Source organism: Enterobacter sp. JMULE2 (assembly GCF_013337145.1).
GTDB lineage: Bacteria > Pseudomonadota > Gammaproteobacteria > Enterobacterales > Enterobacteriaceae > Enterobacter > Enterobacter mori.
In genome coordinates, this window is the sequence record NZ_SGWD01000010.1 from 791,528 (window position 1) to 811,595 (window position 20,068).

The following is a 20,068-nucleotide window of genomic DNA, read 5'->3' on the forward strand; positions in this document are numbered from 1 at the left end:
GTGGGGTTTCCCCTGAAAAATGCCCCGTATAGATTTAAGGGGCATCACGTCAGCTAAGGGATTTATCTCACGTGCATACGATACTCAATCATCCCGCTTTTTTTCGCAATCCAGTCGTACAATCGTTGCCCGCGATAATTGGCTTCATGCGTATGCCAGTAAAGATGGGCGGCATGATGTTTCCTTGCTTCTTTCTGAACATATTCTATTAACTGTTTGCCAACGTGTTTGCCTCTGATGGTCTCACAGACATATAAATCTTCGAGGTAGCAGTAATCGCTCTCAGCCCAGGTCGAACGGTGAAAAAGATAATGCGCAAAACCCACTACGTCTCCATCACATCGCGCCACCACGCAGAATAGCGGTTCTACGGGGCTGAAAAATCGTTGCCAGGTTCGTTGAGTGACGGTCCCTGAGAGGTCGACATTATAAAATTCCTGGTATTTACCCCACAGTGGCATCCAGCTTTCAAAATCACGTTCTTTAACTGCCTCAACCGTCACGCTCGTATTGTTCAAATTGCCTCTTTCCTTATCCGTTATTCGTTTCAGGAAGAGTGTATTTGCTGAATGGCACGTTTTTCCCCGCCAATTTTTGCCATAAAGGCAGACCAATTTTTCATCCTGCTGTCTGCAATATTGCTTTAGAATCAAGAGACACAGAGGAAAAGTGGACAACGTAATGTTTAAGCACGCGCAGCTTGAAACGGTTAAAGCATGGATCATCGATCCTGCAAACGGTTCGCTACCGCTTCACGAAAGGATCCAGAGAGCGATACGGACACTGATACTGGAAGGGATCTTATCTAACGGTAAGGCCCTTCCTGCTTCACGTGCGCTGGCTATCTCACTGAGTGTTTCCCGGGATACGATTGAAGCAGCCTATTCCAGCCTGCATGCGGAAGGTTTTATTGAGCGGCAAACAGGCCGAGGAAGCTTTGTCTCTTCCAGCGCGCGTTTTTTAAAACCTCGCTCTCGACTGCGCCAGCCAACCGCTGAAACACGAAAAGCAAAACTCAGCGCCCGTGGAAAAGTCATCTATGAAAGCGGCGGGATCCGCGAATTTTCCTCGCCCCGCCCGCTGGCACCCGGTATTCCTGAAACCCGCATGTTTCCCATTCCAACCTGGGAACGTCTTCAGCGGCAGGTCCTGAAGGAGTTTCAGCACCAGGCGTTAGAGCAAAGTCCACCACAGGGTATGGAGCGCCTGCGGCGAGCAATCGCGGAATATGTCAATCTTGAGCGCGGAACACGGGCGAGTGCAGAACAGGTCATCATTCTGACAAGTTCTCAGCAGGCGCTTGCGCTCTGTTCCCACGTGCTGATGGACACCGGGGACTGCATTGTCATTGAAGATCCCACCTATCAGGGAGCACACAAAGCGTTCAACGCTGCAGGACTTCGCTGTATTCCGGTTCCTCTTGATGAAAAAGGCATCTCGGTTGACGGTCTTAATTCGCTGACCGAGCCTGCCAGAGCTATCTACCTTACGCCATCTCATCAGTACCCTACCGGGGTGACGCTCTCTCTTGACCGACGGCTGGCTGTCATTGACTGGGCAAATCGTCACTCGGCGTGGATCATTGAGGATGACTATGACAGTGAGTTTCACTACGAAGGAAAGCCTATGGCCTGTCTTCAGGGGCTGGATGCTTACCATCGGACAATTTATATCGGCACGTTCACTAAGTCCCTGTTCCCTGGGTTACGTATTGCTTACATGATCGTTCCCTCAGAGCTGACAGAGCCTCTTACCATGGCCAGGACATTAATGGATGGCCATACAGCCTCAATAACCCAATTGACGCTGGCTAAATTTTTGGAAGGTGGGCATTTTGGTGCCTACATTCGCAAGATGCGGAGCGTTTATGTTACTCGTCGCGACAAACTGGCTAGCCTGATGGAAGAGTATCTTTCTGATTATGTTGCGTGCATAGCGCCAGCGGGTGGAATGCAGATGCCTTGTCTCCTGAACCACGGTATATCTGAGAAAGAGATTGCCGCCGCCGCTCGTCGTGCGGGCGTTGATATATTAGGGCTTACCGGTTTATATGCAGGCCCCCCCGGCTCCACCGGTTTTTTGATGGGGTTTGCTGCCTACACGGAGAGGGAAATAGAAGACGCTGTAAAAAAACTGGCCGTAATTTTCCGTCATGTTTGATGCCGTCGACCGGTCAGCGGCGAATACTCATTCCGGGCGAGCAAGGCTATAAACAGGGATCCGTCGGCTGGTCTTTGTCAGCGTATCGAACACCTCGGTCTCAGACGTCACAATTCTCACGCCCATTTTCCGTAACCTCTGCACATCCGCCGCGATGCGCTGAATGCCAAACCAGAAAAGCCCGTCGAGCGCCGTCACGGACAGCCCGTTTTCCAGCGCCAGCTTGAGTCGTTCGCGGGGCGCTTTCACCTGCTGGGCGATTTGCCGGTAAGGAACTTCATTGCATCCTGTCGCGTCACTGCGCTGGATCCGCGTTTTCAGCTGATAGGTAAACTCGTCAGGTATTCCGTTGAGATCCTTTTTAAGGCTATAGACGCAGCCAAAACGCTTGCCGTTAAACAGAACATTTTTCTGACTAAGCTGCAGCTCGTTTCTGACGCCGTCTATCAGCTGTGGCGCACGGGTGAGGAGAAGCCTGAAGGGAAGCTCGAAGCTGGTCACATAATCCACATTTAGCAGCGCGAGGCGCAAGCGCTCCTCAGCACCGGATTTTTGCTCACGACACTCTTCCAGCACCTCTGCCCACTGGCGCGTCAGGCGTTCCGGCTCGGCGGCTTCGGTAAGGAGATATTTTTCAATCTGGTAATCGACTCGGGTGGTCATAGTGGTGTATCCGGTCGCTGTAGATGGGGTAATTCTATCCAGCGCGGCGACTTTTATAAAGGACTGAACCGCAACGGCATTCACAAAATGCCGTTGCGATTCAGTCTCCTGATATTTCGAATCAGTGCGCCATTATCCAGCCCATCAGCAGCGTGGCGAAAATCACCGTCGATGCGCCGCCGATACGGGTAGCGATCTGTGCGAACGGCATCAACGACATGCGGTTAGAGGCGGATAAAATCGCCACGTCCCCTGTCCCACCCAGCCCGCTGTGGCAGCAGGTAACGATAGCCGCTTCCACGGGATACATATTTAGACGCGATGCAACAAAATAGCCGCTCAGCGCCATTGCAATCACGATCGAACCGCACACCACAACGTAGCCCACCGAGAAGACCGCCACCACGCTCTCCAGCGGCACGTACAGCATACCCAGACCAATCATTAGCGGCCAGACCAGCGCAGCCGAGACAAACTTATAGCAACTGTGCGCCCCCTGTTCCATGGAACCGGGGATCACCCTGAAATACTTACACAGCACGGCGATGAGGATCATCAGCACCGGACCAGGGATGTGCACAAGTTTTTCAAACAGGCCACCGACGATGAAAAATGCGCACACCATGAGCAACCCGCCCCCCATCAGATGGAAATCCGTCTGCTGAACGCTTTGCGCCCCCGCAAACAGATTCTGATCGTCCTTGCTGCGGGTTAGCATGCCGTTTCCCGAAAGGGCAGGACGTTTCGTTCCCAGACGCGCCAGCGTACCGGCACAGATGATGGCGAAGATATTACCGACGACGGCAGCAGGTGCCAGCTGTGCGACGTAAACGTCAGGCGCTTGTCCGAGTATGGCCGAATACGCCAGCGACAGTGGCAAAATCCCCTCACCAATCCCGCCGCCAATAATCGGCACGATGATGAAGAAAAAGGTGTGGTAAGGCGTATAGCCAAACAGCGAGCCGACGATTAACCCGCTCATTACCGCCATCAGCGTCCCGACAACCAGCGGTACAAACATGCGGATCATCCCCTGGATAAGCAGCACCCGGTTCATCCCCAGAATGCTTCCCACCACCAGACAGGCAATGACGAAATAGAGCAGATTCGCCTCTTTCATCAGCAGGTGTACGGTATCCAGCGTCTGTTTTTCGAACACGCCAAAATAGACCAGGATGGATGGCACCATCAGGCAGAGAATGGCCGGACCACCGATGTCCTTCAACAGCGGGATCTGACGACCGATTTTGGCAAAGGCGAAACCGAGCGTCATGATCACCGCCAGTCCACCGATCATATTTTTCGGCAGCAGCCCCGCCCATGCGGACGTCGCCACGATGGTCGCAATGCCCACAAACAACATCAGTGGGACAGCGCCCACTTCGGCATTACTCAACCCTAACGTAAAACGCGAGGAGACCGGAGAAGTCGATACAGGATTATCTTTCATATAATCACCTGATTAGTAGGTTCGGATATAAAACCAGGAGTAAAAACCGATAACTCCCGTGTTCAAAAATATTCTTTATATTTAATAATTTTAAATCGCCATTGATAAAATGGTTCAGCATGAAATTAGCACGGGCATTCAGCCAGAAATGTGAAGGCCGCAATGATTTCTTTTTAAAAACTTAATTCATCTTTTTGTAAGTAAAGTTATCAATCACCACCCGTATTTTGAAATTAATAAAACCAGAAAGAGTGTGACCCTTATCACCACCGCCCTGATGTTTAACCGCTAGATTAGCGCTAAATAAAACATAAACGCGCTTAAGAACAGACCTGCTTCGCAAATCTTATTTAATCCGTTTTAACTATTTCAGGAGTCAACCATGTCTCGCAAAGAAGTGCTGTACACGCCCTATAACGGCGCTGTACTGCTGGAAAACCCATTACTGAATAAAGGCCTCGCGTTCATTAAAGAGGAACGTGATAATTTTAATCTGCACGGCTTATTACCGCATAATGTTGAAACCATTGAAGAGCAGACCGAACGCGCATGGGTACAATTCTGTCATTTCAAAAGTGATATTTCCCGCCACGTTTATCTGCGTAATATTCAGGACACCAATGAGACCCTGTTTTACAATCTGTTGCGGAAACATATGAAGGAGACGCTGCCGATCATATATACCCCAACGGTCGGTGAAGCCTGCGAACATTTCTCTACCATCTATCGTCGGGCGCGCGGGCTTTTTATTTCATGGCCTAATCGCCATCGCATCGATGAAATGCTGCAAAGTTTCTCGCGTAATGATATTCGCGTGATCGTGGTGACTGACGGAGAGCGTATTTTGGGCCTTGGCGACCAGGGGATCGGCGGAATGGGCATTCCGATTGGTAAATTGTCATTGTATACCGCGTGCGGTGGTATTCATCCGGCCTCAACGTTACCGATTATGCTGGATGTCGGCACCAATAATCAGCAACATCTGGACGACCCGCTGTATATGGGCTGGCGTCATCCACGCATCAGCGACGAGCAATACGCTGAATTTATGGATATGTTTATCAGTACCGTCAAAGCCCGCTGGCCAACTGTTTTACTGCAGTTCGAAGATTTTGCGCAAAAAAATGCGACCCGATTACTCCAGCGTTACCGCGACCAGCTGTGCTGCTTCAATGACGATATTCAGGGAACCGCTGCCGTCACGGCCGGCACGCTGATTGCTGCCGCCCATGCAGCCGGAACCCACATCCGCGATCAGCGCGTGGTCTTCCTCGGCAGCGGCTCTGCCGGATGCGGTATAGCCGAAAAAATCGTGGCGCTGATGGTCGACGACGGGCTAACCGAGGCCGAGGCCCGCAGCCGGATCTTTATGGTCGATCGTTTTGGCTTACTGACCGACGATATGACCAACCTGCTCGATTTCCAGAAAAACCTGCTTACGGCGCGGGAAGCCATTCGCGACTGGCAGGTGGAATCGTGCAATATTTCGCTGATGGAGGTGGTCAGAAATGCCCATCCAACCGTGATGATTGGCGTATCCGGTCAGCCGGGGCTGTTCAGCGAAGCGATAGTTAAAGAGATGCATCGCCACTGCCCGCGCCCTATTATTATGCCGCTCTCTAATCCAACATCACGCGCAGAGGCGCAACCTCAGGATCTGATCGAATGGACGCAGGGTAGCGCTCTGGTTGCGACGGGTAGCCCCTTCTCGCCGGTATTCTGGCAGAACGAACAGTACGACATAGCCCAGTGTAACAATGCCTACATTTTCCCCGGTCTGGGGCTGGGGATATTGGCCAGCAACGCGCGGCGGGTTACCGAAGAGATGTTGATGGTGGCGAGCCGTAGCCTGGCGGCGCAATCGCCGCTGGTCACCACTGAAAAAGGTGGATTACTCCCTCCCGTCGACCGCATTGATACCGTGTCGCGCAATATCGCGTTTGCGGTCGCCCGGGCAGCGATTGAGCAAGGCGTTGCGGCGGCAATGGATGACGAGACCTTGCTGGCGCAAATCGAAAAAACCTGGTGGCAGGCGGACTATGCGCCGTACCGCAGGTCGGCGCTGTAGTTTCCACGCCGGGTAGCGTTCCCGCCTGCCCGGCAAACCTTACATCGAATACCCAGGCTTCTTGATCAGCTCGTCCAGCTTCGGTCCGATCTCGGTATCCCAGACCTGCGCTTTCCAGTCGGCTTCCTGAACTTCATTCAGCGCCACCGAAATGGAGCGGTCTTTGCTGTTCAGATGGCGCGTAATCACCTCGGCGATATCCGCTGCCAGAGCGGATTTTTGTTCGTCATTCAGATCGCGGGGAAAACATTTGATATCAACGTGTGGCATGTGCAGGCTTCCTGTTGTGGGTGAGCGTTCCACGTTATCAGATAATCTCGTTTGCCTTTAACACCTTGTGCAGTTCCGGCAGCGCACAAACGGAATCGGCAATTGACGTCATATTTGGCGTATTGGCTGCAAACCAGTCGTGCCGTGGCCCCCATGTGCGCGCGACCGTAATATAGACGTCGAGCAGAGTAAGCTGCTCCCCCAGCGCAAAAGGAGACGCGGTAAGTTGGCTATCGAACCACAGATAGAGTGATTTCCGGTACTCAATGCAGTTTTTTTTCAGCTGCTCCGGCGCGTCGGGCACCCAGCGTTCCGGATAATCGGCATAGGTAAAGGTGGGATAGACGTTCGCCACAAACCAGATGAGCAAACGCTGAAACTGCTGGCGCTCGGCCTTGCCGACGGGCGGGGCAAGATCCGGGCAACGGTCAAGCACCATCAGGGCAATCGCCGCGGTTTCGGTCATGATGGCCCCATTTTCCAGCGCCAGCGTGGGTACCTGACACAGCGGGTTGAGCTTTTGCAGCAGCTCACGCTGTGGACCGAGCTGGTCAAACCCGTCCACGTTGATAAACTGATAAGGGATATCAGCCAGGGTTAGCATCACTTCACCGATCGCCGAGCCCCAGCCGGGTACGCCATAGAGTTTAATCATGTTGCCCCCTCAGGAATGAAAACCTAAGTGTAGAGCACCATTAGTAGGTTATCCCAGGCGGGTTCACCTCCGACTGCGCCACCGCTTCGCCCTGCTCACCCCAGCGCGCCAGCACCTTCTGGTACTCTCCCCGCTTAATCGCACCGTCCAGCGCGGCCTGAAGCGCGTACACCAGATCATTGCCTTTTTTGGTGGTGGTCGCGACATAGGCTTTTTTCGGCCCTAACCCCACAACGCGGGTTTTACCGGTGAGCGCCGCTTTGTAGGCTGAAACCGACTGAGGACCAAAGAACACATCGGCCCTGCCGGACTGGATATACAAATTGCCGGAGGCATCGTCGGTCAGATAGACCGGCAGCGCAGGCGTCCGCCCGGCCTTTTTGTTCTCCTCGTTCCAGCCAAGCAGAATGCGCTCCTGATTGGTACCCGAGCCGACAATCACCTTTTTCCCTGCCAGATCTTCCGCGCTTTTGATTGACTGGATCTCGCTGGTGGATTTCACCGAAAACGCCAGCGAATCGACGCGATAGGTGGCGAAATCAAACTTCTCTTTACGCTGTTCGGTCACCGCAATGTTCACCAGCGCCACGTCGTAGCGCCCGGAGCTGATCCCGAGCGGCCAGTCTTCCCACGCCGTCGGCACCAGCTTCAGCTTTAGTCCCAGACTGCCCGCCAGCAGACGAGCGATATCCGGATCGCTGCCGATGCGCGTGCGGTTATCGCTGGCCAGCAGCGCCAGCGGCGGGGAATTGAGAGCCGAAATGGCCACTGTCAGCGTACCCGGCTCAACGAATTTGTAGTTCGCGGGGATCTTCGCCACCGCCTGCGGATCGCGCGTGACCGGCAGCGGCTGCTCGTTGGCTTTCACATCAATGCTGGCGTGGCTAACCGTCGTGAAGATCAGCCCAGCCAGAAGTCCATATTTCATCTGCGCTCCTTACAGCACTTTAGAGAGAAACTGGCGCGTTCGCGCATGCGACGGACGGTTCAACACCTCGTCGCTACTGCCCTGCTCAACGATTTTCCCGTCAACCATAAACACCACCTGATCCGCGACTTCACGGGCAAAGCCGATCTCATGGGTGACGACCACCAGCGTGGTGCCGGACCGGGCGAGCTTTTTGATCACGTCCAGCACTTCGCCAACCAGCTCGGGGTCGAGCGCCGAGGTGGGCTCATCAAACAGCATCACGCGGGGGCGCAGCGCCAGCGCGCGGGCAATGGCGATGCGCTGCTGCTGTCCGCCGGAAAGATGGCGCGACCAGGCATCGGCTTTATCCCGCAGCCCAACCACGTCCAGCAGGCTGTACGCCCTTTCCACCGCCTCTTTTTTGCTGAGCTTTTTGTGCGCGATGGGCGCTTCAATCAGGTTTTCCAGCACCGTCAGATGCGGGAAGAGATTGAAGTTCTGGAACACATAGCCCACGTTGACGCGCTGTTTGAGGATCTCCTTCTCCTTCAGTTCGTAGAGCTTATCGCCCTGACGGCGATAGCCGATGTAATCCCCGTCAATCTGGATAAAGCCTTCGTCAACGCGCTCCAGGTGGTTAATGGTGCGCAGCAGGGTTGATTTGCCGGAGCCGGACGGCCCGAGGATCACCGTTACGGACCCGGGCGGGATCTCAAGCGAAACGTTGTCGAGCGCCTTATGGCGGCCAAAAAACTTGCTGACGCCGGTGATCGAAATATGTCCTTCAGGAGAGGCTTGCATGAACGGGCTCCTGTGCTGGCGTGGAGGTAACAGAACGGACGCGGCGAGTGGTGCGGTTCTGATTGACGGCGGAGCGGCGTTCGCTGCGTGCCAGAGCGCGCTCAACAACGTACTGAATTGCGGACAAGACGGTGGTAATGACCAGATACCAGGCGGCACCGACCATCAGCAGCGGGATCACCTCCTGCGTGCGGTTGTAGATCATTTGAATGGTATAGAACAGTTCCGGCATCGCCAGGACGTACACCATCGCCGTACCTTTGGCGAGACTGATGATTTCATTGAATCCCGACGGCAAGATGGTGCGCAGCGCCTGAGGCAGAATGATCCGCACCGTACGGCGCCAGGCCGGGAGACCCAGCGCGGCGGCCGCTTCATACTGACCGTGATCGACCCCAAGGAAGCCCCCGCGAATGATTTCGGCGGTATAGGCGCTCTGCACCAGCGTCAGCCCCACCACGGCGGTAGAGAACTGCCCCAGCACGTTGATGGTGTCGAAGCTGCCCCAGGTGATACCGGTGAACGGCACGCCCAGAGAGAGCGTGTCGTAGAGATAGGAGAAGTTGTAGAGAATGATCAGCACCACAATCAGCGGCAGCGACCGAAACAGCCAGATATAGCCCCACGCCAGGCTGTTCAGCAGCCATGACGAGGACAGTCTCGCCAGCGCCAGCAGGCCGCCCAACACCACGCTCAGCGCGGTGCCGATCAGGGTCAGCAGCAGGGTCTGCCCTACGCCTTCGAGGATCACCGGGTCAAAGAACCAGCGGGCGAATACCGCCCACTCCCAGCGCGGGTTAAAGGCCACCGACTGAATCACGACGGCCAGGACAAACAGCGCCACCGCGGCGCCGACGGCCCGCAGCGGATATCGCGCCGGGACCACCTTAATGGTTTCAACGTTGCTCATCGTCGTTCCTCATGCGGTTTTACTGAACGCTTCGCGTACCAGCGTTTTAGTGAAGCGCAGCCGACCGTCAAACGGCGGCTGGCTGTACTCTTCCGGATCCCGGTTCAGATCGAACTGCGCCTGGTAGCCCTGGCTGAGATAGAGCCTGACCGCCTCCGGCTGGCGAAAACCGGTTGTCAGATAGATTTGGCTATACCCTGCCAGTACCGCCCGGCGCTCAAGCTCCTGCACCACGCGCCCGGCAAGCCCCTGCTGACGCAGGGTTTTGTCCGTCCAGATGCGTTTGATTTCCGCGGTGCGTTCATCGAAAGGTTTGTACGCGCCGGTGGCGATAATCTTTCCGTCTCGCTCCAGTACGATAAACAGCCCCTGCGGCGCTAAATACCACTCGGTGAGTTCTACTTCCGCGTCTTTAGAGAAGTAGTCCCCATAACGGGCGGCGTATTCTCCGAACAGCCCCTCGATGATGGGCTGGAGCTCGGCATCTTCCGGCGAAACGTCACGAAATTGTTCGCTCATGCAGCCTCCTTAATCGCCCAGGCCAGCAGGGTTCACTTCGGACTGAGGAATGCGCTCAACCCCTTCCCCCCAGCGGTTCAGCACTTTATCGTAATCGCCGTTTTTGATGACGCCGTTCAGCGCGGTTTGCACCGGCTCAACCAGCCCGCTGCCTTTTTTCAGCGTCACCGCAATGTGTGCCGCCTTCGGCCAGCCGCCGTCGACGCTGCCCACCAGTTTAGTTTTCCCGTTCAGCGCCGCTTTCCAGGCGCCAATCACGTTCGGACCAAAATAGGCATCCGCGCGCCCGGACTGCAGCGCCAGCGTTTGTGCCGCATCGTCTTTGGTGTAGATCGGGGTAAAGGGTTTGAGCCCCTTCTTCAGGTTTTCGGCATTCCATGCGAGCAGGATGGCCTCCTGATTGGTGCCGGAGCCGACGATAATCCGCAGCCCGGCGATGTCTTCCGCCTTCTCAAGCGACGCGATCGGGCTGGTTGATTTCACGTAGAACCCGAGGGAATCTTTTCGGTAGGTGGCAAAATCAAATTTCTCTTTGCGTTCTTTGGTCACGGTGATGTTGCTGATGGCCGCATCGTATTTCCCGGACGCCACGCCCAGCGGCCAGTCTTCCCAGGAGGTCGGCACCACGTTCAGCTCCAGTCCCAGGCTGTCAGCGACCAGACGGGCGACGTCCACTTCACTCCCCAGCAGCGTTTTGTTGTCATCGGAAAATACCGTCAGCGGCGGTTGATTGAGGCCCGCTACCGCAACGGTAAATTTCCCCGGCACGGCGAAGCGATAATCTTTCGGCAGCTGAGCCACCGCATCGTTGTTTTTGGCGGTATTAACCGGCGTTTTATTGGCCTCGATGCTCACGCCGGTGCCGTTAATCTTCACATTCTCTGCCCAGACGGCAGGGGTAAAAGCCAGCGCAAGCGCCAGAATAAGCGATGTTTTCTGCATAGCGGGGTTCTCTTTTATTGTTGTGTGAATTGGTTTTTAGGTTCGTCTAAGCCAAGACTTTCGCGCAGCGTGGTGCCGGGATAGTCGGTCCGAAACAGTCCGCGCGCCTGTAAAACGGGCACCACCTGGTCAACAAAGCGCGGGAAGGTGTCCGGCGTACCGCCCTGAATGATGAATCCGTCCGCCGCATGGCCTTCGAACCAGGCCTGAAGCCCGTCAGCTACCTCTTCCGGCGTGCCGGAAAAGCGCGGGCGCGGTGATGCAGCTTCAAGGGCCACCTGACGCAGGGTTAAGTTACGCTCTGCGGCATTACGCTTAATTTCATCTGTGGTGCTGCGGAAGCTGTTTTTGCCTAAGTCACCGATATCCGGGAACGGCTCGTCGAGCGGATACTGGCTGAAATCGTGATGCTCAAAATAACGCCCGAGGTAGTTAAGGGCATCGTTAATCGACACCAGCGCCGCCGTGGTTTGATACTGGTTTTCCACGTCATCGGCGTCTTTACCCACAATGACGCTGACGCCCTGAAATATATGTAAATCAGACGCGCGGCGTCCGTTAATTTCCAGCTGCTGCTTCACGTCGCGGTAAAAGGCTTTTGCCTCATCGAGCGTTTCGTGATGCGTAAAAATGGCGTCGGCATGTTTCGCCGCCAGTTTTTTCCCGTCGTCCGACGCGCCCGCCTGAAAGACAATCGGTCGCCCTTGTGGCGTTCGACCAATATTCAGCGGACCGGCGACCTGGAAGAAATCACCGTGGTGGTCCAGGGTATGCAATTTTGCCGAATCAAAGAATTGGCCACTCTCTTTATTGCGCACAAAGGCGTCGCCCTCCCAGGAATCCCACAGCCCTTTCACGACGTCGAGATACTCGTCCGCAATGCGATAGCGCAGCGCATGCTCGGGGTGCTTTTCACGGGAAAAATTCTTCGCTGAGCCTTCCAGCGGCGAGGTCACCACGTTCCAGCCCGCGCGTCCGTTACTCAGGTGATCGAGGCTGGCAAACTGACGTGCCACGGTAAAAGGCTCGCTGTAGGAGGTGGATAAGGTTCCCACCAGGCCAAGGCGTGAGGTAATACTCGCCAGCGCGGATAATACCGTTAGCGGTTCAAAGCGATTTAAAAAATGCGGGATCGATTTTTCGTTAATATAGAGACCGTCGGCCACGAATAAGAAATCGAGTTTGCCCGCCTCCGCTTTTAGCGCCGTCTCTTTAACAAAATCAAAATTGATGCTGGCATCCGCGATTGCCGCAGGATGACGCCAGGCTGACATATTTCCGGATGCACCATGCAAAATGGTCCCCAGCCGCAGTTGACGATGTACAGACATATTCACCTCAAATAAATTAAACGTGTTGCAGGGCTTTTTCCGCAAGCTGTGCAAAATAGCGGGCAGCGGGTTCAATGAGGGCCTCATCCGGATTAAAGGACGGGTGATGTAAACCAAACGGGCTGTTGCTGCCAATGCTGACAAACGCGCCAGGAATAGACTGCAGATAGACCGCAAAATCCTCCCCGCCCATGTGCAGCTCCGCGTGCTGGGTTTCGTACCCTGACTCTCTGGCAACAGAGGTGGCGAAATCTGCCCAACGTTCGTCGTTCACCAGCGCGGTCGGTCCGGCATACCAGGTGATGTCGATCTGCGCACTGAAGGCGCTGGCAAACCCGGCGGCGATTTCACCGACGCGGGCCTTCACGTTTTGCTGCACTTCCGTGCGATGGGTGCGCAACGTGCCTTCCAGCTCCACGCTTTCCGGCAGGACGTTCCAGGTGTTGCCTCCGGCAATGCGCGTTACGCTCAACACCACCGAATCCAGCGTGTTAACGTTGCGGCTGGCAACGCTTTGCAGCGCCGTCACCAGCTGGCTCGCCAGCACAATGGCATCATTGCCTTCGTGTGGACGTGCGGCGTGCGCGCCCTTGCCGGTAATGCGGATCACGAAGCGGTCAACGTTGGCATAAAACGGCCCGCCGCGAGTGGCAAACTCGCCTACCGGCAGCCCCGGCTCGTTATGCATACCGAAGATGGCGCTCACGTCACGCAGGGCACCGGCCCGCACCATGCTTTTTGCACCGCCAAAGTTCTCTTCCGCAGGCTGGAACAGGATCCGCACCCGCCCGTCGAGCGACGCTTCACGCTCTTTCAGCTTCAGCGCCGCGCCGAGGATCACGCTGGTGTGGATGTCGTGTCCGCAGGCATGCATCACCCCCGCACGCTGCGAGCTAAACGGCACGCCGCTGCGCTCCTCTATTGGCAGCGCATCAATGTCTGCGCGCAGCGCAATCAGCTTATTACCCGTCCCGATTTCCGCCACAAGCCCGGTTGTCAGGTCATACGGCAGCGGCGTAATGCCAGCATTCGTCAGCCACTGGCGCAGGCGTGCAGTCGTTTCGACCTCCTGTCCGGAGAGCTCCGGGTTCTGGTGCAATTCACGACGCCAGGCAATCAGTTGTTCGCCAAAACTCATACGGTGACCTCCTTGTTGAGACGCGCTTCGCCAAGCAGACGCAGCGACGCGACGCGCGTTGTCCCCTCCGCGACCGGCGTGTCGATGATAAATTCGTCAATGCCCCACTGCTCGTGCAGGGCGTTCAGTTGTTCAAGCACCGAGTCAGCCGTGCCCGCCAGCAGGGACTGCGCCCGGCGGGCAATACGTACCGGCTCGCTGCCGGCCTGACGCGCAAAGGCGTAGGCCTGTTCTTCGCTGGCGACGGTCACGCGCTGGCCGTTTGCCAGCTCAACGCCCCATACTTCGACCTTCTGCGCCAGCGCGTCGGCCTGCTCCTGCGACTCCGCCACAATGGCCTGCACTGCAACAATCACATCGCGGGTGCTGTTCTGACGCCAGGTTGACACCACCTCTCGCAGCAGTTCCGGATCACCGTTCAGATGAGCGGCAAAAACAAAGTACCAGTCAAGTGATGCGGCGAGCAGCGCGCTTTCGGTACTGGCTCCCAGCAGGAACCCCTGCGCAGGCACCTGCGGCAGCGGCGTGGCGCGAACGGCCTCCTCCGCCGACTGATTTTCAGGGCGGATCCAGCCGTCCAGCTGCGTCAGCTGTTCAGCAAAGCTGCCTTTTTCCTGCGGATGTAAACCGAGCTGCAGTGCGCGGGTAGAGAGCGGGAGACCGCCGGGGGCTTTCCCGACGCCCAGATCCACGCGGCCCGGTGCCAGCGCGGCCAGAAGATTAAAGTTTTCTGCGACCTTATAGGGGCTGTAGTGCTGAAGCATGACGCCGCCCGACCCCACGCGAATGCGCGTTGTTTGCCCGAGGATCCAGGCAATCAGCAGTTCCGGCGAGGGGCTGGCGAGCTGAGGGGTGTTGTGGTGTTCGGCAATCCAGAAGCGGTGATAACCCAGCGTTTCCGCCTGCTGCGCCAGTGTTAAGGTACGTGCCAGCGCATCGGCGGCGGTTTCGTGTTCTGCGACGGGGCTTTTATCCAGAATGCTGATTCGCCATGACATGTTGCGTTCTCGTTTGACTTAACATGTCGTCATTATTAAAGGCGCGATTAACCTCTGAGAAACAATTAATTTACATTTAGTTTGCCGAAAATCAGATATGTAAACCCTGCTAACGGTGTGATTTAAGCGATGAAATCAGCGCCTCCGCCTCCTGCCGACGGGTGATGCGGACAAAACGAATGTGGGCATATTGCGGATTTTGCATATCGGCTTCGTAGCGTTCGCGATTGCTGCGCCAGGTTTTGAGGGTCCATATGATGATGGACTCCCGACTAAAAAACGAGCGGCGGAAGCTTTCACGGTTTCCGGTGCCGGGCCACAGTTCCTGCTGGTGCCATGCACGTTTAAACGCACGCGTCACCGCCTGCCAGAGCGTGCGGAGGAACCCGCAGTCCACCCACACCACTAGATCTACCTCGCGCCACTTCACGGGACGAGTGCGGTTGTAGTTACCGTCGAGCACCCAGCCGGGCGTGGCGGCCAGCGTCTCCGCCAGCGTTTTCAGCAGCACCTCGTCGGGCGTTCCCTGCCAGTCAGGACGCCAGTACAGCCTGTCCATCTCGATATACGGGAGTGACAATTCCGTTGCGATGCGCCGGGCAAGCGTGCTTTTACCACTCCCGCTGGTGCCGATAATATTGATTTTCACCGTTCCGCCTGACTATGCTGAAAAAAAGGATCGCATCATATCCCTTTCTTTTTGTCACCGAAACGCTCAATGGCTAATCATTCGGGTACTGCAGGTCACTCACTTTCTCCAGCCACTCAACCGGACTGCCGTTTACCGCTTCGGCGATGGCAATATGAGTCATCGCCGTTTGCGCACACGCGCCGTGCCAGTGCTTGACGCCCGGCGGGATCCACGCGATGTCGCCCTGGTTAAGCGGCTCCGCCTCCTTACCCCACTCCTGCAGCCAGCCGCGCCCCTGGGTGACAATCAGCGTTTGCCCAAGCGGATGAGTGTGCCAGGCGGTACGCGCGCCCGGCTCAAAGGTCACCGTGGCCCCGCCTACTTTTGCCGGTTCTGTCGCCTGGAACGGTGCATCAATGCGCACGGTGCCGGTGAACCAGGCGTCTGGCCCCTTAACTGACGGTAATGAACCGCTGCGGATAATTTTCATCATGTACTCCCCGTTGACTGTTGCGTTAACAGTAGCGCAAAGCCATCCGCAGCATTAGAGTGCATAATCAGAACGGAAACATGAACTGAATTCATAAATGAGGGCTAGCCGCCATGTTAAAAGACAATTTCAACGATCTGCTCTCGTTTATGGTCGTCACCCGCGAGCGCAGCTTTACACGAGCCGCGGCACAGCTGGGCGTCTCGCAGTCGGCACTGAGCCATGCGATGCGCAATCTTGAAGCCCGACTCGGCGTTCGCCTGTTAACCCGAACCACCCGTAGCGTGGCTCCTACCGAGGCCGGCGAGCAGCTTTTTATCCGCTTACGTCCCCACCTGATGGAGATCGAACAGGAGCTAACGGCGCTGCGCGATACGCGCGACAGGCCTGCGGGGAATATCCGTATTACCGCGGGTGAACATGCCATGGAGAGCGTACTTTGGCCGGTGTTGAAACCCTTTATGGCGCAATACCCGGATATTAACGTTGAAGTGACGGTGGATAACGGCCTGACCGATATTGTTGATGGGCGTTTCGACGCGGGCGTGCGCCTGGGTGAACAGGTGGCGAAAGATATGGTGGCGGTGAGGATCGCGCCGGACATGCGCATGGCCGTCGTCGCGTCCGAAGATTATCTGGAGCGCTTTGGCGTGCCGGAAACCCCGGAGCAGCTTGCGACGCACCGCTGCATCAATATGCGCCTGCCCACTCTTGGGGGATTATATGCCTGGGAATTTGAACGCGACGGGCGCGGTTTTAGCGTGCGAGTTGAAGGACAGCTTACGTTGAACAGCCTGCCGCAGCGTATCGATGCCGCCGAGAATGGTCTCGGTTTGGCCTACGTGCCGGAAACGTCGGTCAGCAAGGCCGTGTCAGAAGGACGGTTAGTTCAGGTCCTCGATGCCTGGTGTCCGACCTTTGAAGGATATCACCTTTATTATCCCAGTCGTCGCCAGCATGCGCACGCTTTCAAGCTGCTGCTGGATGCCCTGCGTCAGCCGTCAGCGATACCCACAGGTAATTATTAAGCAAACCTGATGATTAAAGCACCGCTTCAACGCGCGTTTTGTCTAAAAACTCGCCACGTTTCAGCGCGTTGTGATCCCCGTCTGCTCTGACCACACGATTTCCTTCGACGTGCATCACTTTCGGCACGGTTATATTTTGCGTCGCTTATCAATTGCGGGTAGGATGCCACGCCATGTTTCGCCTTATCCATACACAGAATGACTGGAAAGGCAGCATGTGTTTGCGCAGAAGCAATCGTTTGTATTGCGTTCTGCCAGGCAGGACTATCACGATAATGGTTCAGACAGGCAAACAGGTAACTCAATGAAAACAAGCAATAAAAGCGCAGCCGATCATCACGCTGCGAAACGTCGCTGGTTGAACTCCCACGAAGAGGGCTACCACAAAGCGATGGGCAACCGTCAGGTTCAAATGATCGCCATCGGCGGCGCTATCGGTACAGGTCTGTTTTTAGGTGCTGGCGCACGTCTGCAAATGGCGGGCCCTGCACTTGCACTGGTCTATCTGGTGTGCGGGATCTTCTCGTTCTTCATCCTTCGTGCCCTGGGCGAACTGGTACTGCACCGCCCGTCCAGCGGCAGTTTTGTCTCCTACGCTCGCGAGTTCCTCGGTGAAAAAGCCGCCTACGTGGCAGGCTGGATGTACTTCGTCAACTGGGCGATGACCGGTATCGTCGACATCACCGCCGTTGCGCTGTACATGCACTACTGGGGCGCGTTTGGCGATGTGCCGCAGTGGGTCTTTGCGCTCGGCGCGCTGGCGATTGTCGGCACCATGAACATGATCGGCGTGAAGTGGTTCGCCGAGATGGAGTTCTGGTTTGCGCTGGTAAAAGTGCTGGCCATCGTGGTGTTCCTGGTGGTCGGTACGGTGTTCCTCGGCAGCGGTAAACCGCTGGACGGCAATGCCACCGGCTTCCATCTGATAACCGATAACGGCGGCTTCTTCCCCCACGGCCTGCTGCCTGCGCTGGTGCTGGTTCAGGGCGTAGTGTTTGCTTTTGCTTCCATTGAGCTCGTCGGTACCGCGGCGGGTGAATGTAAAGACCCGCAGACGATGGTGCCAAAAGCCATCAACAGCGTGATCTGGCGTATCGGCCTGTTCTACGTCGGCTCCGTGGTGCTGCTGGTTCTGCTGCTGCCGTGGAACGCCTATCAGGCAGGTCAGAGTCCGTTCGTGACCTTCTTCTCTAAGCTGGGCGTCCCTTATGTGGGCAGCATCATGAACATCGTGGTACTGACCGCCGCGCTCTCCAGCCTGAACTCTGGCCTGTATTCCACTGGCCGTATTCTGCGCTCCATGTCGATGGGCGGTTCCGCGCCGAAGTTCATGTCGAAGATGAGCAAGCAGCAGGTTCCTTATGCGGGGATTCTGGCGACGCTGGTGGTTTACGTCTTTGGCGTGTTCCTGAACTATCTGGTGCCGTCCCGCGTATTTGAGATCGTTCTGAACGTGGCCGCGCTGGGGATCATCGCCTCCTGGGCCTTTATTGTGGTCTGCCAGATGCGTCTGCGCAAAGCGATCAAAGAAGGCAAAGCGGCTGATGTGAGCTTCAAGATGCCGGGCGCACCGGTGACATCCTGGCTCACTCTGCTGTTCCTGTTCAGCGTGCTGGTGCTGATGGCGTTTGACTACCCGAACGGTACTTACACCATCGCGACGATCCCGCTGCTGGCGGTTCTGCTGATTGCTGGCTGGTTCGGCGTGCGTAAGCGCGTTCACGAGATCCACAGCACCGCGCCGGTTCATCATGACGATGAAAAGCACGACGCACCGCTGGTAGAAGAAACCTCGCGTTAATAAAAAAGCCGGGTGGCGGCTTCGCCTTACCCGGCCTACATATCAAGAATTTGTAGGCCCGGTAAGCGCAGCGCCACCGGGCAATTCCCCCATCAGAGTGCAATACGAATCACGTCGTCAGGCTGGGTTGCTTCCTGCTGACGGGTCGATTTCTGTTTCACCGTCACATACAGCGTTTTACCATCGGCAGAGAGTGCCAGGCTGTTCGGGTAAACCGGCGTATCGAACGTTTTGGTCACCTTGTAGGTTTTCGCGTCAATCACGCTCACCTTGCCCGCTTCGCGGTGCGTCACGTAGACTTCATTGCGCGTTGGGTTAAACAGGACGGCCAGTGATTCAGGCGCGGCGATCTTCTCCATTACGCTGCCGTCTTTCAGGCTCACCACCAGCACTTCCGGCTGTTTTGAATCGGTCAGGAACGCGCGCTGACCGGCGGTGTCCAGGCTCAGGTTAAGGTAGAAATGCTCTTTACCGTCGTCCTGCACTTTTTTACGGCTGATGATTTTGTGGGTGGCCGTGTCAATCGCCAGCAGTTCGCCGTCCGCATTCGTGGTGTAGAGACGTTTCGCCTGCGCATCCAGCGCCAGGCCGGTGCTGTAGGTGCCGGTATTAGCAATAGTGTCCTTCAGCTTCAGGGTTGCGCCGTCCACGACCCAAATCACGCTCTCTTTGCCTACCCCGGTGATGTAAACGGTGTTGCTCGCGTCGTCCGCCACCAGCTGGCGCGGCTGCAACGGTTTGACCGTCTCGCTGCGTTTACGATCGTCGAGTACCAGACGCCCTTTCACGTCCCCCGTTTTGGCATCAATGGCCGTCACCGCACCGTTGATGGTGTTACCCAACCACAGCGTCTGGGTGGCGTTATTGAAGGTTGCCCCGAACGGTTTGAGATCGCTATGGATCGCTTGCGTCACGTCCAGCGTGACCGGGTCAAGGCGATAAACGACGCCGCCTTTATCGGTCTTACGGCTTTGTGATGTCGCCACCCACAGCGCGTTCTCCTGCTGGCTCAACGCCATCTCATAAGCCCCTTTGCCGACCGCTTTACGCAGCATCTCTTCTGCAGCATGAACCTGGAACGTACCGGCGAATAATAATGAGCCTAACAGCAGAGAACCGCGCAGGCGCGGCGAGCACAGATGACGTAAAGACATAACAATTCCTTTTTTGAAGAATAAGTGTACTGCTGACATCGCTTCCAACCGGCAGCGTCATCGCGCCGCCTTTATGATAATGAGAATAGTAATCATTAATTCTATAAATGTGGAGTTTTTCTTCCCTTCTCTCCTTTCATTAACGCAAT

18 protein-coding genes and 1 pseudogene are annotated in these 20,068 nt (G+C 56.1%); 4 read left to right on the top strand and 15 right to left on the bottom strand.

Features of this window, described 5'->3' with window-relative positions; all coding sequences use genetic code 11:
- Window positions 1–62: 62 nt before the first annotated feature.
- Entirely contained in the window at window positions 63–461 is a 399-nt protein-coding gene (locus EXW94_RS04640; RefSeq protein WP_254797815.1) for a GNAT family N-acetyltransferase, read from the bottom strand.
- Between the two features lie 220 nt (window positions 462–681).
- Between EXW94_RS04640 and EXW94_RS04645 the strand changes: the two genes are divergently transcribed.
- Entirely contained in the window at window positions 682–2,160 is a 1,479-nt protein-coding gene (locus EXW94_RS04645; protein ID WP_174339609.1) for a PLP-dependent aminotransferase family protein, read from the top strand.
- 27 nt (window positions 2,161–2,187) lie between these two features.
- Here the strand turns inward: EXW94_RS04645 and EXW94_RS04650 are convergent, their stop codons facing one another.
- Both EXW94_RS04650 and EXW94_RS04655 read right to left on the bottom strand, forming a co-directional pair.
- On the bottom strand, window positions 2,188–2,823 hold the full coding sequence (locus tag EXW94_RS04650) for a helix-turn-helix domain-containing protein (protein WP_108417384.1): 636 nt from the start codon (window positions 2,821–2,823) through the stop codon (window positions 2,188–2,190).
- Between the two features lie 121 nt (window positions 2,824–2,944).
- On the bottom strand, window positions 2,945–4,273 hold the full coding sequence (locus EXW94_RS04655; RefSeq protein WP_174339610.1) for a 2-hydroxycarboxylate transporter family protein: 1,329 nt from the start codon (window positions 4,271–4,273) through the stop codon (window positions 2,945–2,947).
- A gap of 382 nt (window positions 4,274–4,655) precedes the next feature.
- On the opposite strand from EXW94_RS04655, the gene EXW94_RS04660 reads away from it, so the two are divergent.
- Window positions 4,656–6,341 (top strand): NAD-dependent malic enzyme, encoded by a 1,686-nt coding sequence (locus EXW94_RS04660; protein WP_174339611.1) that lies wholly within the window; start codon window positions 4,656–4,658, stop codon window positions 6,339–6,341.
- Window positions 6,342–6,380: 39 nt separating this feature from the next.
- Here EXW94_RS04660 and pptA read toward each other — a convergent pair whose 3' ends face one another.
- The 11 genes and pseudogenes from pptA to EXW94_RS04720 form a co-directional block, all read right to left on the bottom strand.
- On the bottom strand, window positions 6,381–6,611 hold the full coding sequence (gene pptA / locus EXW94_RS04665; RefSeq protein ID WP_138369011.1) for a tautomerase PptA: 231 nt from the start codon (window positions 6,609–6,611) through the stop codon (window positions 6,381–6,383).
- A 37-nt stretch (window positions 6,612–6,648) separates the two neighbouring features.
- Entirely contained in the window at window positions 6,649–7,266 is a 618-nt protein-coding gene (locus tag EXW94_RS04670) for a glutathione S-transferase family protein (RefSeq protein ID WP_174339612.1), read from the bottom strand.
- A 40-nt stretch (window positions 7,267–7,306) separates the two neighbouring features.
- Window positions 7,307–8,194: an ABC transporter substrate-binding protein gene (locus EXW94_RS04675; RefSeq protein WP_174339613.1), complete on the bottom strand. Its 888-nt coding sequence runs from the start codon at window positions 8,192–8,194 to the stop codon at window positions 7,307–7,309.
- A 9-nt stretch (window positions 8,195–8,203) separates the two neighbouring features.
- Window positions 8,204–8,977 (bottom strand): amino acid ABC transporter ATP-binding protein, encoded by a 774-nt coding sequence (locus EXW94_RS04680; RefSeq protein ID WP_023335851.1) that lies wholly within the window; start codon window positions 8,975–8,977, stop codon window positions 8,204–8,206.
- Window positions 8,961–9,887, bottom strand: coding sequence for an amino acid ABC transporter permease (locus EXW94_RS04685; protein ID WP_108417381.1), 927 nt, complete (start codon window positions 9,885–9,887; stop codon window positions 8,961–8,963). Before EXW94_RS04685 ends, EXW94_RS04680 begins: the two co-directional genes overlap by 17 nt.
- Before the next feature lie 9 nt (window positions 9,888–9,896).
- The gene (locus EXW94_RS04690; protein WP_010431475.1) at window positions 9,897–10,406 is read right to left on the bottom strand and encodes a GNAT family N-acetyltransferase; all 510 of its coding nucleotides are present in this window, start codon (window positions 10,404–10,406) and stop codon (window positions 9,897–9,899) included.
- A gap of 9 nt (window positions 10,407–10,415) precedes the next feature.
- Window positions 10,416–12,679 (bottom strand): annotated as a pseudogene (locus tag EXW94_RS28165) (NtaA/DmoA family FMN-dependent monooxygenase).
- Window positions 12,680–12,695: 16 nt separating this feature from the next.
- Complete coding sequence (locus EXW94_RS04705; RefSeq protein WP_010431480.1) at window positions 12,696–13,817, bottom strand: amidohydrolase; 1,122 nt, start codon at window positions 13,815–13,817, stop codon at window positions 12,696–12,698.
- Window positions 13,814–14,815, bottom strand: coding sequence for an LLM class flavin-dependent oxidoreductase (locus EXW94_RS04710; protein ID WP_174339615.1), 1,002 nt, complete (start codon window positions 14,813–14,815; stop codon window positions 13,814–13,816). Before EXW94_RS04710 ends, EXW94_RS04705 begins: the two co-directional genes overlap by 4 nt.
- Before the next feature lie 109 nt (window positions 14,816–14,924).
- Window positions 14,925–15,464 carry an AAA family ATPase gene (locus tag EXW94_RS04715; protein ID WP_042719525.1) on the bottom strand — a complete coding sequence of 180 codons (540 nt, stop codon included), beginning with the start codon at window positions 15,462–15,464 and terminating at the stop codon, window positions 14,925–14,927.
- 73 nt (window positions 15,465–15,537) lie between these two features.
- The gene (locus EXW94_RS04720; RefSeq protein WP_126544786.1) at window positions 15,538–15,936 is read right to left on the bottom strand and encodes a cupin domain-containing protein; all 399 of its coding nucleotides are present in this window, start codon (window positions 15,934–15,936) and stop codon (window positions 15,538–15,540) included.
- 113 nt (window positions 15,937–16,049) lie between these two features.
- On the opposite strand from EXW94_RS04720, the gene EXW94_RS04725 reads away from it, so the two are divergent.
- Together EXW94_RS04725 and ansP are read left to right on the top strand one after the other, a co-directional pair.
- Window positions 16,050–16,964 (top strand): LysR family transcriptional regulator, encoded by a 915-nt coding sequence (locus EXW94_RS04725; protein ID WP_109082083.1) that lies wholly within the window; start codon window positions 16,050–16,052, stop codon window positions 16,962–16,964.
- Between the two features lie 304 nt (window positions 16,965–17,268).
- Complete coding sequence (gene ansP / locus EXW94_RS04730) at window positions 17,269–18,765, top strand: L-asparagine permease (RefSeq protein WP_010431489.1); 1,497 nt, start codon at window positions 17,269–17,271, stop codon at window positions 18,763–18,765.
- Between the two features lie 92 nt (window positions 18,766–18,857).
- On the opposite strand, the gene EXW94_RS04735 is transcribed toward ansP, so the two are convergent.
- The gene (locus EXW94_RS04735; protein ID WP_174339616.1) at window positions 18,858–19,919 is read right to left on the bottom strand and encodes a YncE family protein; all 1,062 of its coding nucleotides are present in this window, start codon (window positions 19,917–19,919) and stop codon (window positions 18,858–18,860) included.
- Window positions 19,920–20,068: the final 149 nt, after the last annotated feature.